At 61.0% G+C, this 14,153-nt stretch carries 14 protein-coding genes; 6 read left to right on the forward strand and 8 right to left on the reverse strand.

What is annotated here, in order from left to right; all coding sequences use genetic code 11:
* Positions 1-29 precede the first annotated feature (29 nt).
* From GKC41_RS04660 to GKC41_RS04680, 5 genes are all read right to left on the reverse strand, one after another.
* Positions 30-1,340, reverse strand: coding sequence for an ABC transporter substrate-binding protein (locus GKC41_RS04660; RefSeq protein WP_154313180.1), 1,311 nt, complete (start codon positions 1,338-1,340; stop codon positions 30-32).
* A gap of 287 nt (positions 1,341-1,627) precedes the next feature.
* Entirely contained in the window at positions 1,628-2,083 is a 456-nt protein-coding gene (locus tag GKC41_RS04665) for a hypothetical protein (protein WP_154313181.1), read from the reverse strand.
* Between the two features lie 19 nt (positions 2,084-2,102).
* On the reverse strand, positions 2,103-3,047 hold the full coding sequence (locus tag GKC41_RS04670; RefSeq protein ID WP_229281629.1) for a carbohydrate ABC transporter permease: 945 nt from the start codon (positions 3,045-3,047) through the stop codon (positions 2,103-2,105).
* 1 nt (position 3,048) lies between these two features.
* Positions 3,049-3,975 carry a carbohydrate ABC transporter permease gene (locus tag GKC41_RS04675; RefSeq protein ID WP_229281630.1) on the reverse strand — a complete coding sequence of 309 codons (927 nt, stop codon included), beginning with the start codon at positions 3,973-3,975 and terminating at the stop codon, positions 3,049-3,051.
* Positions 3,972-5,231, reverse strand: coding sequence for an ABC transporter substrate-binding protein (locus tag GKC41_RS04680; protein ID WP_154313182.1), 1,260 nt, complete (start codon positions 5,229-5,231; stop codon positions 3,972-3,974). The genes GKC41_RS04675 and GKC41_RS04680 overlap by 4 nt, the downstream gene beginning before the upstream one ends.
* 312 nt (positions 5,232-5,543) lie before the next feature.
* On the opposite strand from GKC41_RS04680, the gene ffh reads away from it, so the two are divergent.
* From ffh to rimM, 5 genes are all read left to right on the forward strand, one after another.
* Positions 5,544-7,160, forward strand: coding sequence for a signal recognition particle protein (gene ffh, locus GKC41_RS04685; protein ID WP_154313183.1), 1,617 nt, complete (start codon positions 5,544-5,546; stop codon positions 7,158-7,160).
* A 29-nt stretch (positions 7,161-7,189) separates the two neighbouring features.
* Positions 7,190-8,173, forward strand: coding sequence for an endonuclease/exonuclease/phosphatase family protein (locus tag GKC41_RS04690; protein ID WP_154313184.1), 984 nt, complete (start codon positions 7,190-7,192; stop codon positions 8,171-8,173).
* 131 nt (positions 8,174-8,304) lie between these two features.
* Positions 8,305-8,763 (forward strand): 30S ribosomal protein S16, encoded by a 459-nt coding sequence (gene rpsP, locus GKC41_RS04695; RefSeq protein WP_154313185.1) that lies wholly within the window; start codon positions 8,305-8,307, stop codon positions 8,761-8,763.
* A 36-nt stretch (positions 8,764-8,799) separates the two neighbouring features.
* A complete protein-coding gene (locus GKC41_RS04700) occupies positions 8,800-9,033 on the forward strand; it encodes an RNA-binding protein (protein ID WP_015021362.1) in 234 nt (77 codons plus the stop codon).
* Positions 9,030-9,635, forward strand: coding sequence for a ribosome maturation factor RimM (rimM, locus tag GKC41_RS04705; RefSeq protein ID WP_324612044.1), 606 nt, complete (start codon positions 9,030-9,032; stop codon positions 9,633-9,635). The genes GKC41_RS04700 and rimM overlap by 4 nt, the downstream gene beginning before the upstream one ends.
* A 106-nt stretch (positions 9,636-9,741) precedes the next feature.
* Here rimM and GKC41_RS04710 read toward each other — a convergent pair whose 3' ends face one another.
* Genes GKC41_RS04710 through GKC41_RS04720 form a run of 3 tightly spaced genes read right to left on the reverse strand, consistent with a single transcriptional unit; the run spans position 9,742 to position 12,763 of the window.
* Complete coding sequence (locus tag GKC41_RS04710; RefSeq protein ID WP_154313186.1) at positions 9,742-10,446, reverse strand: LutC/YkgG family protein; 705 nt, start codon at positions 10,444-10,446, stop codon at positions 9,742-9,744.
* Positions 10,443-11,948, reverse strand: a complete 1,506-nt coding sequence (locus tag GKC41_RS04715; RefSeq protein WP_154313187.1) for a LutB/LldF family L-lactate oxidation iron-sulfur protein — start codon at positions 11,946-11,948, stop codon at positions 10,443-10,445. The genes GKC41_RS04710 and GKC41_RS04715 overlap by 4 nt, the downstream gene beginning before the upstream one ends.
* On the reverse strand, positions 11,945-12,763 hold the full coding sequence (locus GKC41_RS04720; RefSeq protein ID WP_154313188.1) for a (Fe-S)-binding protein: 819 nt from the start codon (positions 12,761-12,763) through the stop codon (positions 11,945-11,947). Before GKC41_RS04720 ends, GKC41_RS04715 begins: the two co-directional genes overlap by 4 nt.
* A gap of 359 nt (positions 12,764-13,122) precedes the next feature.
* On the opposite strand from GKC41_RS04720, the gene GKC41_RS04725 reads away from it, so the two are divergent.
* Positions 13,123-14,139 (forward strand): YdcF family protein, encoded by a 1,017-nt coding sequence (locus tag GKC41_RS04725; RefSeq protein ID WP_229281631.1) that lies wholly within the window; start codon positions 13,123-13,125, stop codon positions 14,137-14,139.
* The last annotated feature ends 14 nt before the right edge of the window (positions 14,140-14,153 follow it).

Here is a 14,153-nt window from a genome sequence, read left to right on the forward strand (position 1 = left end):
TTGTACTCTCCTTGGCGGATTGACGCAGATCAGTTGTCATCCAGATCGAGCTGGGCGACGCCGTCGTCGTAGTTCTTATGCAGGGTGTCCAAAACCTGGTCGGGGCTCTTGGTGCCGTTGACCAGCTCTTGGAAGGCGGCCGGCATGGCGTCGGTCAGGTTGGGCGCAGGGTAGTCGGGATAGTAGCTCATCCGGCTGGCGTCCGAGGCTTTGGTGTATTCATTGACCAGATCACGGCTCTTGGGGTTGGTGATGGCGTCCGTATCGGCCGCCACCGGCACGCCGCCCTTGTTGCCGATGTAGTTCTGAACCTCCTTGGACAGGACCACATTGATATAGCGGGCTGCGGCATCCTTGCGCCGTGACTTCTGCGGGATGACCAGCAGGTTGCCCGCGCAGCCCTCGACCATCCTGGCCCCTGGGAAGATGGATGCCGTCCAGTCGAAGGTCTTCACCTGTTCCATGAAGCGGGTCTGGTTCCAGGTGCCGGTCTGGTAGATGGGATAGGTCCCCTTGATGAATGCCGTGGTCGTATCCTCGGCCTTCATGCCGGTGGCGTTCTTGGAGATGTATCCCTTGTCGATCCAGTCACGGATGGTGTTGGTGGCGAAGGTCAGCGGCTTGCTTCGCCAGTTGACCGGATGCTTGTAGAGCTGCCAGTCGTCGACGAATTTGGCATCGGCCTTGGTCATGGCCAGCTGCCACCAGAGCCAAAGCACCCCGTATTCCTGGGCATCGGCCGCTATGGGCGTGACCCCGTGGCTCTTGAAGGCCTTGAGGGCTGCCACGAATTGGTCAAAGGTTTGCGGGATGGGGATCTTGTACTTGGCAAAGAGGTCCTTGTTGTAGTAGACGCGCTGCATCTCCGCATAGGAGGAAACCCCATACCAGGTATCGCCGTCCATGACGCCGCGCTTGTCGTACTTGCCCACCGCCGCCGCCTGGCCGCGCACTTTCTTGTCCCAGCCGTACTTCTGCACATAGGGCTTCAGGTCGGTCAACAGCTGCAGGGTGGACAGGACCCCGGCCGAGCCGTTGCCGCGATTGGACTCCATGACGTCCGGGGCGTCGTCCGAGTTGAGGAACTGGCTTCCATTCTGGGCAATCTGTGTGAAAGACTTGACCTCGAAATCCACCTTGATGCCAGTCTGTCGGGTAAAGATGTCGGCAGCCTTCAGCCAACCCCTGGCCTGACCGCTACTGGGCTCCTCGTAGTACCAGATCTTGATGCTGGACGGATGGGCCTCCTGGGGAGCATCGCCCCCAGATCCGCAGGCCGCCAGTGGCAGGATCGACATGGCCAAGGCCAGGGCCGCTCCGATCCCTCTTCTGATCTTCATGATGGCTCCTAACTTCCTTGCATCCTTGCATCCATCTACTGCGATTCAACGTGTCGAAAGGTTTCGACTTCGGGCGCATTGCTTGGCGCTGACTATCTTCGTCGACATGCCCGAGATGTCGAATCGTTTCGACTCAGTATAGAGGCTCAAATCGGTTCATGTCAACCGGGCACACTGAAGAGGACTGCCGAAAATACGAAAACCCTCCCCCTTGCCCGATGGTTTCGGACAAGGGAAAGGGGATTGGAAGCGCAGCGATCAGGGGCGCCGCATGCCCCCGGGGCTGGTCACCTTCGACTCGACGAGATCCGGCGGATGGTCTTGTTCCTGGCCACATAGGTGACAAAGGCCAGGCCGTAGGCAATCAGCGACAGCCAGTCTGCCGTGGCCAAGGAAAAGACCATGCAGAAGATCATCCAGTACTGCACCCCCCGAATAATCGTTGAGGGCCGCATGGCTCGCAGAGCCACAATGAAGGAGACCGCCCCGAGAATGAGCAACAGAAAACCGTAGGACTGGGCCACAGTGGCCGCGCCGTTGACTGTGGCCATGTCGTCGGCCAGACGTCCGGCCCGGCCGAGGATGGCATAGCCCTCGTCCTTGAACCAGGGCGAGTAGATGAACATGGTGACCGAGGCCATGATCACGTTGATGGCTGCCGCCACCAGGAGGATGATCCTCTCGGTCCTTCTGCTCGTTACGTCCTTGCCCGCCGGATAGTCGCTACGGTTTTCCTTTGCCATTGTTGCCGCCTTTCCTGATTCAGCCCTTGAGGCCCGAGGTGATGTTCAGCGACTGGAGGAAGTAGCGCTGGGCGAACACGAAGAGCAGCAGGGTGGGGATGATGGCCAGGCAGGTGGCCGCGCAAAGCGTGCCCATCTGGTTGTACTGCATCATTTGGTTGCCCAGCAGCTGCAGGCCGGCCGTGACCGGGGTCTTCTTGATGTCGTTGAAGACCAGGGTGGGCCAGAGGAAGTCGTTCCAGGCGCCAGTGAAGGCGAACAGGAAGATCACGATCAGGATTGGGCGGATGGAAGGCAGCATGATGCTGCGGAAGATGCGGAAGTCGCCGGCGCCGTCAATCTCGGCGGCCTCGTCGATCTCCTTGGGGATCCCCTTCATGAAGTTGCGCACCAGGAAGATGTTGGCCACGTTCCCCAAGCCGGGGATGATGCAGGACCAGTAGGAGTTGATCCAGCCGAAGGTGGCCACGATGCGGTAGGAGGGAATCATGTTGACCACACCCGGGAACATCGAGATGAGCAGGAGGACGAAGAAGAGCGTATCCCTGCCCTTGAAATTGATGCGGGAGTAGCCGTACCCTGCCAGGGCCACCACGCAGACCGCCAGGATGCCATGGGACAGCGAGATGATCAGCGAGTTGCCCAGCCAGTTGAAGACCGGGTAGGAGGCCGAGGCCTGCAGCAGGGTCAGGTAGTTGACGGTGACCCAGTGCGCGGGCAGGAAATTGTAGGCGTTCTTCAGGAACTCCTGGGGTGACTTGAACGATGTTGTGATGGTGTAGACCACAGGAATGATCCAGACCACAGCCAGGACGATCAGCACCACATAGATGGCCACCAGCGATGGCTTGAGCACCTTGTGGTGGTTTTCAGGCACGTTCTCGCCGCCGGGAACCGTTGCGCTGGGGCCTGGAGCCTTGAGCCCCTTGCCCAGGGATGACATATCAAGGGTTGCCGAACTCATGTCAGTCCTCCTTGTTCATGAAGAATATCTGTACCAGGGAGATCAGCATGAGGATGATCCCCAGCAACAAGGCCATTGCCGAGGCCATGCCAGCGGCCGAAGGCCCCTGCGGGAAGGCCAGGTTCCTGATGTCCATCAGCAGCACCTGCGAGGTGTAGGCAGGACCGCCGCCGGTCAGCATCTGGGGCTGACCCCAGACGTTGAAGGCACCGCCCGTGGTCATGATGGTCGTGTAGAAGAGCGGCAGCTTGATGGCTGGCAGGGTGATGCTGAAGAACTGCCGGATGGGTCCGGCGCCGTCCACCGAGGCCGCCTCGTACAGATCCTGGCTTACCCCGGACAGGGCCGACCGATAGATGATCAGGTTGCCACCGATACCTCCCCAGAGGCTGAGGACAAAGATGGCGATCCAGGCCCAAGGCTGTTTGCCCAGCCAGTTGATGTCCCACCGGAAAGTGGTGTTGAGCAGGCCGAACTGGGAGTTGAAGACCAGCCGCCAGACCAGGGCTCCTGCGGCCACGGAGATCAGCCCGGGCACGTAGAAGATGGCCTGGAAAAGCCCCACGCCTTTCAGGTGCTTGGTCTGCAGAGCCCAGGCCAGCAGCAGGGGGACGATGATGGTCAGGGGCACGCTGATCAGCACGAAGATGATCGTGTGCCACATGTCCCTCCAGAAGATGGAGTAGAAATAGGTGGACTTGTCGAAGATCAGCTTGAAGTTGTCCAGCCCGACCCAAGTGGGGGAACCGACCAGGTTCCACCTGGTGAAGGCCAGGTAGATGCCGAAGAAGATCGGGATGACTCCGAAGATGGCGAAGACCACCATGTGCGGGGCGATGTAGGGGAAGGCGTGCCAGAAGGACTTCTGTCCCAGCGGACGACGCTTGCCCCGTCCATCCATGACTGCGGTTGTGCCGTGTGCGCTCATGATTGCTCCTGAATCTGGATCTGGCCCTGGGTCATCAGATCAAGCGTCTTCAGACCTTCCTCCAGGGAGATGTTCCGATAGACGATGTCCATGAAGGACCCCCACCCGGCTGTCGCATAGCCGCCATAGATGTAGTTGGATGTCTTGATCCATTGCCGTTCACGCTTGTCGTTGGTGAAGGATGCCTGGATGAGCTTCTGATATTTCGGATTGTTCAGGTCACGATAGGCCGGCGATATGGATCCCACGTCCGACCACATCATCCAATGCTTGTAGACGAAGTCCACGAAGTCTGCGGCAGCTTTGACCTTGGCCTCGGGCCGGTTCTTGTCCTTGAGCTGGAGCCAGTTCTGCTGGTATAGGAAGTTGGAGGGGTGCTCGGTACCGTACTGGAGGGTGTTGATCTCGCCAACCTTGTCCTTGCCCAGGGTGGAGGACATGTTGCCCTGCGCCCAGGTGCCCAGCATGCCGAAGACCGCATGCCCAGAGGCGAAGACCTGCTCGCCGTCGCTGTCGATGGGCGAGAGCATGCCCTGGTCGTTGAGGTCGCGCAGTGCCTTGAGCGGCTTGCGCCAGCCTGGACCGGTCATGTCCTTGACACCATCCTCGATGTTGGTGCCGGTGCTGTATAGCAGGGACATCATGGCCCAGGGCAGGTTGCCCAGGCAGAGCCCATAGACATCCTTGGGCAGCTTGCCCTTCATGGAGGCGATCTCATCAGTGGTGACCAGCCGGTCGTCCAGGATGTAGTCCAGGCCGTACTTGTGGATCAGATCCTTGTTGTAATAGATGGCCATCTGGAACATGTACAGGGGAATGCCGTAGGACTTGCCCTCGACCACGGTGTTCTGCCAGGCCTGCGGCAGGAAGTTCGACTTCTTGAGCTCCGGATGGTACTTGGTCCACACCGACGATGGGTTGAGCAACCCTTGGCTCTGCAGAACCGAAGTGGAGAACGAGTCGTTGATGACCAGATCGGGGATGTTCTTCCCGGTCTGCATGACGCTGTAGATCTTGGTGGTCAGATCCCCGCCGTTCATGGGCTGGAAGACCACCTTGTACTCGGGGCTCTGTGCATTGAAGGCCTTGATGATTTTCTGCATGGCCGGGCCGTCATCGCCGGTCAAACCATTCCAGAAGTAGATCTCCTTGGCGGATTGATCCGCGCCGCCACAGCCTGCGGTCGAGACCACCATGCCACATATGGCCGCCAGACTCAGCAATAGCCTGAGCCACCGTCGCGCAAATAGGGGCATGTGGGTTCCACCTCCCCCGTGTCTTTCTTCCTTGAAGACACTCACAATCCCTCTAGCTCCTCTCGATGGGACCGGCACACCCGTATGCCGGCAACCCTGCATCGTTTCTTCCGAACCCGTCGGCCCCCGGGCATCAAACATCGACGCCCTGCGAGCCGGGCCGACCGGTTCATAGTGATTTGCAACGTTGCAAATTCAGGGTAGCATGCATTCTGCAACCGAACAAAATCGTTGTTCCATATCAGAACCATCCAGGTAGGCCTTAAGGAATCAACAGCCAATCTCCCGGCTGACAGGTAGACTTGGGGCACTATGGCAGCATTTTCATCTTTGACCGACCGGCTCTCCCAGGCCTTCACCCACCTGCGCTCCAAGGGGAAGCTGACCGAGGCCGACATCGACGGCACAATCCGCGAGATCCGCCGCGCCCTCCTTGATGCTGATGTCTCCTTGGACGTGGTGCGCTCCTTTACCGGACGCATCCGGGAACGCGCCCTGGGCGAGGAGGTCTCCAAGGCTCTGAACCCGGCCCAGCAGGTGGTCTCCATCGTCTATGACGAACTGACCGACATCCTGGGCGCAGGAGTGGATCGACCGCTCAATTTCGCCAAGAACCCGCCCACAGTCATCATGCTGGCCGGCCTGCAGGGTGCAGGCAAGACCACGCTGGCCGGAAAGCTGGGTTACTGGCTCAAGGATGCCGGGCACACCCCCCTGTTGGTGGCGGCCGACCTGCAGCGGCCCAACGCGGTCACCCAGCTCCAGGTGGTGGGCGAGCGCGCCGAAGTGCCGGTATACGCACCCGAGCCAGGCGTGCAGACCAGCGGATCCGAACTGGCGGCCCCCGGTCAGGTCACGGGCGATCCCGTCAAGGTGGCGGCTGACTCGATCAGGGTGGCCAAGGACAAGCTCTACGACGTGGTCATCATTGATACGGCCGGACGGCTGGGTGTGGATCAGGAGCTGATGGAGCAGGCCCGCAATATCCGCGACGCCGTCAACCCCGACGAGATCCTCTTCGTCATCGATGCCATGATCGGCCAGGACGCGGTCGCCACAGCCAAGGCCTTCGACCAGGGTGTGGACTTCACCGGCGTGGTCCTGTCCAAACTGGACGGCGATGCCCGCGGCGGCGCTGCCCTGTCGGTGGCCTCGGTGACCGGCAAGCCCATCCTCTTCGACTCCAACGGCGAGGGTCTCAAGGACTTCGAAGTCTTCCACCCCGATCGTATGGCCTCCCGCATTCTGGACATGGGCGACATCCTGACCCTGATCGAGCAGGCCCAGCGCCAGTTCGACGAGGAGGAGGCCCGCAAGGCCGCCGGGAAGATGTCCGAGGGCAGCTTCGGCCTGGACGACTTTCTGGAGCAGCTCCAGCAGGTCCGCAAGCTGGGTTCCTTCAAGAGCATCCTGGGCATGATCCCAGGAATGGCCCAGCACCGCAAGGAGCTTGAACAGTTCGACGAAAAGGAGGTGGATCGGACCCAGGCCATCATCCAGTCGATGACTCCCCAGGAACGACGCGACCCCAGCATCATCGACGGCTCACGGCGGGCCCGGATCGCCTATGGTGCCGGCACCACGGTCTCGGCTGTCAACGGCCTGCTGCAGCGGTTCGAGCAGGCTGCCAAGATGATGAAGCGGATGACCAATGGCAGCCGCTCGATCCCGGGCATGGGCGGCATGGGCGCTGCCGGCGGCAAGAAGGGCAAAAAAGGCAAGAAAGGCCGTAAGGGTTCCCGCTCAGGCAATCCCATGAAGCGGGAGGCCGAAGAGAAGGCTTTACGCGAGCGCCTTTCCGGCAAGGGCAAATCCTCGGGCGGCTCGGCCTTCGCCAAGCGCCCCGAAACTGCGCAGATGCCTGAAGGCCTGCCGGACCTGCCACCCAACCTGGGCGGGGGGCTGGGCGGTCTCTTCGGCGGCCGCTGACCCCTCCCTCCTGCAGGAGACAATGGCACGTGAACACCCTTCTCTGGATTCTCGTGGGGCTCATCGCCCTATGGATGACCCTGCGCTTCCTGCCTGCCGGAGCTGACCGGCACCGCCCCCTGGTGGAGCTGATCGCCCTGATCGACCTGCTGACCGTTCCCCTTCTGGCCATACTGATATGGACGGTCGTCGCAGGCGCCTGGCCCCAATGTCTGCTGGCGCTGATTGAACTCACCCTGGTCAGCTGCCAGCGCCTGCGTTACCGGCTACCTCCGGCAGACCGGACCTGTCAATCATCTTCTGAGCATGGACTGAGCGTCATGACTCTGAACTGCCGCTTTGGCAGGGCCGATCCCGAAGAAGTCGTGCGTTGCGTGCAGGCCTATGGAATTGAAGTGCTGGCCTTGCAGGAGGTGAAAGGAAAGCTGCTGGAGTCGCTTCAGGCTGCGGGCCTGAATCAGCTCCTGCCCTACCTGACAGAGGGGACTGCGAGCCCTAACGACAACGGCGGCTACAACGCCATCTTCTCGGCCTACCAACCCGTCAAGGCCTCCCCGTCGGCCTTGGACCTTCCGGCGGCTGCAGTACCCCTGGTCGAGCTCAAGACCGGCTCCGGACCGATCCGAGTAGCCAGCGTCCATCCCAAATCACCCCAGCGAGGCGCCAGGCAGTGGGGCAGGGGCATCGCTGCCCTGGCCAGGCTGAGCCATCCGCCCGTACCCACCATCGTCATGGGCGATTGCAACGCCACCCTGCAGCACCCGACCTTCCGGGCCATGCTGGCCAAATCCGGGCTGCATGACGCTTCTTTGCACCTGAAAGCCGGCAGCCATCCGACTTTCCCATCGGCAAGCGCGTTGCCCTCGTTGATCGAAATCGACCATATTCTGACGGACGGCGACCTGGTCCCGCAATCCATGCACGCCCTTCGGATTCCAGGCAGCGACCACCGAGCTCTGGTAGCCCGTCTCACTCACCGTACAGGCCCACCATCCGCCATATCCCACGGTTGAGGTATACTTTTGCTGTTATTCATGTCCGGAGGAGCCCTCTCATTCCGACGGCCGTGAGGAACACGCCAGGAGCGCCACCATGCCCCACATGGAGACGCCGCCGGGCATACCAAGTACCAAGGAGAGCCGTTTTGGCAACCAGAATTCGTCTGAAGAGAATGGGCAAGAAGTTCTACCCCTTCTACCGCGTGGTCGTGGTCGATTCCCGCAAGAAGCGCGATGGCAAGGTCATCGAGGAGATCGGCACCTACGATCCCAACACCCAGCCCTCTTCAATCAAGATCGACTCCGAGCGCGCCCAGTACTGGCTGGGTGTGGGCGCTCAGCCCAGCGACCCTGTCTTCAATCTTCTGAAGATCACCGGCGACTGGCAGAAGTTCAAGGATCTGCCCGGCAAGGAAGGCACCCTTAAGGTGCCGCAGGCCGAGGTCGACGCCCAGGCCCGCATCGAGCAGGCACAGAACGAAGCCCAGAAGCTCAAGGCCGCCAAGTCCGAGGCTGACGCCAAGGCCAAGGCCCAGGCGGAGAAGGAAGCCCCCAAGGCCGATGAGTCGGCAGATGCCGCCAAGGCCGAGCAGACAGCTGAGTAAGGCACATTCACTTAAGGATTGGAAGGACCGGCTATCATGCTTGCACAGGCTGTTGAGCACCTGATCAGGAACATCGTGGACTTTCCCGATGACGTGTCGGTCAAGTCCCACGAGAACTCTCGCGGAGAGCTGTTGCGGGTGCGGGTCAACCCCGAGGACATCGGCCGCGTGATCGGCAGGGGCGGCAGGACCGCCAACGCCATCCGTACCGTGATCCAGGCGCTGGCCGACCACAAGGTGCGCGTCGACATCATGGATGTGCGCCGGTGAGCCCCAGCCGGTCCACCAATCACGACCCGCAGGGTCCGGACCCTCAGCAGCGAAGGTTGCTGAGGGTCTGCCGTATCGGACGCGCCCAGGGACTCAAGGGCGAGGTCAACGTATATGCCTACACCGACGAGCCCGGGCGGCGCTTCGCCCCCGGCACCCGGTTGCAGACCAAGGACGGGCAGGTCTTCACGGTGATCTCATCCCGCCGCTTCAAACAGCGTTGGATCGTCCTCTTCAAAGGAGTGGAAGACAGGAACGCATCCGAAGCTCTGAACGGCATCGAACTGTATGTCCAGGCTGACCCAGCCCAGGAGCTGGCGCAGGAGGATGCCTGGTATCCCGAGGATCTGATCGGACTCGAGGTCCGCATGGCCCCGGGCAACTCTCTGGGTGAACCGTCCGGACGAGTGGTCGGCCAAGTCAGCGACGTACTGGACGGTGTAGCCCAGCAGCAGCTGCAGATCCGCATGGCCACCACAGAAAACGACGAAGAGGCGGAAGGGCTGATACCCTTCGTCGAAGCCCTGGTGCCCCAAGTTGACATTGAAAACGGGTACGTGGCCATTGATCCACCTGGAGGACTTCTGCCCGGGCTGGGCTGAACCTGTCTTTCAGCAGAAACGTAAGTGGGGAGTCGGCGTCTTTCTTCGAGCCGCTGACTCCCCACTTACGGGAAATGCGCCTGCCTGAGCAGGAAATCTAATTGAGTTACATGTCTTCAACAACCAAATATGTCATATCCAGGGGACCATGCACGCCCACCACGATCACCATCTCGATATCGCCCGTGTTGGAGGGGCCGGTGATGAAGTTGATGTTGGAGGTCTTGAGCTCACCCGAGACCAAGGCTGGATCATAATAGTCCATGGCCTGCCGGGTTCGGGGCAGGATCTTGGACTTGCGGATGATGCTCAGATAGTGCACCGGCAGGAAGTGGAAGGCTCGACCCTGACCCGGGGTGGTGGCCACGGTGATGGTGCCTGACTCCGCCAGCAGGAAGTCCGCAAACGCGATGGCCGTTCCGGACTCGTCGGCGGTCTTGATATTCTCCTCGCGGCTGGCTCCCGGCTTCCAGAAAGTGGCTGGAGGGTTCAGACCGTCCCTCCACTCCTCCAGACCGAAGTCTGCGAACAGGTCGGAGGTGGGCAGCATCACATGGTCACTGTCGTCCTTGCGCGAATCGATGAACTCGTCCAATGCGGTGGGCAGCCCGGCCTTGGTGCAGGTGTGGAAGTCCACATGGACCGCCTCGCTGCTCTTCCGGGCGATCTCCAGCAGCTCGTCCTGGGTGTGGCCTGACAGGGTGGTCTCCGGCAGATCGTTGACCGGCACCAGAGGATGTTCCTTGAGCTGGTGGCGGGGCCGTCCGCTCTTCTTGGCCAGGTAATCCAGGAATACCTCACGATCGGTCATGCCTGCTGCTCCTTCTTGTGATGAGCGAACCAACTGCGGAAGTTCTGCCCGTGCTTGGGCGGATCCGGCAGATCACGCACCTTGGTCCATCCGCCGAAGACGAAGGGCATCCATTCCACATGCCGGTCACTGGTGAAGAGGTTCTTGGCCGTCTCCGGCTGCTTCTTGGATATGGGCGTCAGCATGGTGTGATCCACCCCTAGGGCGGTGCGGAAGAGTGAGGAGTGGCCGGTTCCCAGGCCCACGACCCTCATGACCGCGTCGTCGATCAGATTGGCCTGGGACTGGTCATCCATCATGATCCGCCTGTGCTCGATCATGAGCTGATGCAGAGGAATCTTGACCGGACAGGTTGCCGTGCATGCCGCGCACAGGCTGCAGGCGTAGGGCAGGTCTCCGAAGTCGTCGTAGCCTCCGTCCAGCACCGGCGAGAGCACCGAGCCCACGGGACCGGGATAGATGGATCCGTAGCCGTGACCGCCGATGTGCCGGTAGATGGGGCAGACGTTCAAGCAGGAGGCGCAGCGGATGCACTGGAGGATGGGCTCGAAGACCGTTCCCAGAGCGTTGGAGCGGCCATTGTCCAGAATGACCACATAGAAATCGTCCGGTCCGTCAGACTCCTGGCCGGTGCGTGGCGCAGTGTAGGTCAGGTAGGAGGTCAGCTTCTGGCCGACAGCGGACCGGGCCAGCATGTTGTCCATGGTCTCGGCCTCCTTCATGGTCGGCACCAGACGCTCCATACCCATGACCACCACCTGGGTCTTGGGGATGCACATGGCCAGGTCGGCGTTGCCCTCGTTGGTCACCAGGTTGATCATGCCCGTGTCGGCCACGGCGAAGTTGCAGCCGGTGATGCCCATGTCCGCCTCAAGGAAGTGCTTGCGCAGAACCTTGCGCGAGAACCGAGCCATGTGCTGGGGGTCGTTGTCACCCTTGTAGCCCAGCTTCTTTTCGAAAACCTGCCGAACCTGCTCGCGGTTCTTGTGCAGGGCGGGGAAGACCAGATGCGTGGGCTGGTCCCAGTCGTCCTCCTCCAGGATGAACTCGGCCAGGTCGGTCTCCAGCACCTCCAGGCCGGGCACAGTCATCAGCGTGGGGTCCAGGTTGATCTCGCTGGTCACCATGGACTTGCTCTTGACGACGTGTTTGGCCTTCTTTTCGATGGCGATCTGCTTGATGTATTGGGCAGCCTCATCGTCGGTCTGGGCGAAGAAGACATGACCGCCGCTCTTCTCCACGTTGTCGGAGAACTCCTCCAGGTAGTCAGGCAGGTAGCGGATGACGTGCTGGCGAATCTGCTCGCCCAGGTCGCGCCACTGTTCCCAGTTGCCCAGTTCCTGACGGGCGGCCTCCCGCTTGACCCACTGGGCATCCTGGGCCTTGGCCACCGCCTGCTGGGCGAATTTGTCCTGCTCGGACTCCTTGACCCTGGTCAGGAAGGGAGCCTTGCTGGTCCGCAGATATTGCGCGGCCTTCTTGCCATTGACCATACTGCTCATACCAGAGCCCCCTCTTCCTTGGCAGCCCTGACCGAGCCCACGGCCCCATCGCCGGCAGAGCGGCCTTCCACATACTTGACGCGGCTCATGTCCACCTTGTGATTGAGCACCTCAGCCAGGTGCATGATGGTGATCTTCTCGCCGCGCCGGTTGAAGCGGCCGCCGATGTTCATCAGGCAGCCCGGATCGCAGGAGATGAGGACGCTGGCCTTGGTGCTGAGCACGTCGTTTACCTTCTCATCGACCATCTGCTTGGAGATCTCAGGCTCCTTCATGGAGAACATGCCGCCGAACCCGCAGCAGTTCTCGATGTGGGGCAGGGGGACCATGGTCAGTCCCTTGACATGGTCCAGCAGGACGAAGGGGCTGGTCCGCTCCCCCAGCAACCGGGTCATATGGCAGGAGCGGTGGTAGGTGGCCACGGCATCGAGCTCGGCACCCGCGTCCAGCACACCCAGCACCCTATAGAGGAACTGCGAGAACTCATAGGTCTTGTCAGCCATGGTCTGGGCCTTGGCCGCATAGACCGGGTCGTTCTTCAGATGGAAGGGCAGCTCCTTGAGCATGTTCACGCAGGAGCCCGCCGGACCCACGATGTAGTCGGCATCCACGCTCAGCAGGGCATCGACCTCGTTGCGCATGACCTGCATGCTCTCCTTGACATACCCGCTGTTGAAGGTGGGCTGGGCGCAGCAGATCTGTTGCTTGGGAAGGTAGGTGTCGCAGCCGAACCGCTCCAGCACCTCCACCATGGCCTTCCCCACGTTCGGAAACATGAGGTCCACCACACAGGTGGAGAATATCACTACTTTCATTACCGCACCTCTCTACAACCTTGCACGCCAGGTCCGAACCATCCCCGGATCGCGGAGAAACCCAACATCACTTGAACCCCTAATCCTTCCAACGCATCGCTGCCTTGCGACCGACCACGTCCATGCGGACACCGATGCGCAATCCTTGAAAGGACCCATCATTATCATGGTCTCGACCTGGAATTCGCACCGTCGGGAATCGCCCACACTCAGCTTCCGAACGTGTGAGATTTACCACATATATGTTACCACGGCGGTCTGTGAATCCCGGGCATGTCAAGGATGGGAGGTGACTGGCCGATTCGCTACAGTGGAGTAAGACCCTACGCGGCCATTCTCGTGAAAGGGGCAATCGGCGCATGTCCAACTACCTGCAACTCCTCCTGCTCTATGCACCCGCCATCATCTTCGGCCTGCTCTTCCTCTGGGACCTGCACAAGGAGCCACGGCAGTTCCGCAATGCCATCTGGCTCCTGCTCCTGCTGCTGACCCTGGGCGGAGCACTTCTTCTGCAGTTCGGGATGCGCTGGCTGATTCTGCCCCTGGTTATCCTGCTCATCCTCGCCCCACTGCTGGTGATCTGCTTCCTGTTGGCCAATACGGTCATCGTCATCCGGCACGAGGGGGTCTCCCTGACCACTTTGCTGCCCGGACTGCTGGCGCTGGCCGTGGTGGCCTACATGATTCTTTCGCCCCTCCTGGCCGGGTTTGGCGCCCCCTCATGGCTGCAGAAGCTGGCCGGGCTGATCGACCTGGAAGCCACCTGGTTCTTCTTCTCCTTCCTGGCCCTGCTACTCTATTCCAACTTCTACAGGATGCTGCCTCGCAAACGTCGCTACGACTACATCATCATCCACGGAGCCGGCCTGCGCGGCGAAGAACCCACGCCTCTGCTCCGGGGACGGCTGAACAAGGCTGTGGACCTCTGGAAACGACAGGGACGAAACGGGCGCTTTGTAGTCTCAGGCGGTCAGGGTCCCGACGAGGCTATCAGCGAGGCCAGGGCCATGGCTCAGTATCTGCGCAACTCCTGTGGGGTGCCGGCCGAGGCCATCATTATGGAGGACAGGTCGACCACGACCCTGGAGAACCTGCGCTACTCCAAGCAGATCCTTGATGACCGCTACGAGATGGGCACCGGGCCTGAACATTACCGGGTGGCCCTGGTCACCAGCGACTACCACGTCTTCCGAGCCAGCGAATACGCCAGCAAGGTCGGGCTGAATGCCGACGGAATCGGCTCGCACACCAAGGGCTACTACTGGCCGACCGCCTTCATCAGGGAGTTCGTGGCCATCACCCGCATGCACTGGTGGCCCTACCTGGTCCTTGCAATAGGCTGGGCCGTCTGGGCCGGCATCTCATTGCTGAATTAAGACCAAACGGCTTT

It is taken from the genome of Bifidobacterium asteroides (assembly GCF_009683175.1).
In the GTDB taxonomy this organism is placed as follows: domain Bacteria; phylum Actinomycetota; class Actinomycetes; order Actinomycetales; family Bifidobacteriaceae; genus Bombiscardovia; species Bombiscardovia asteroides_H.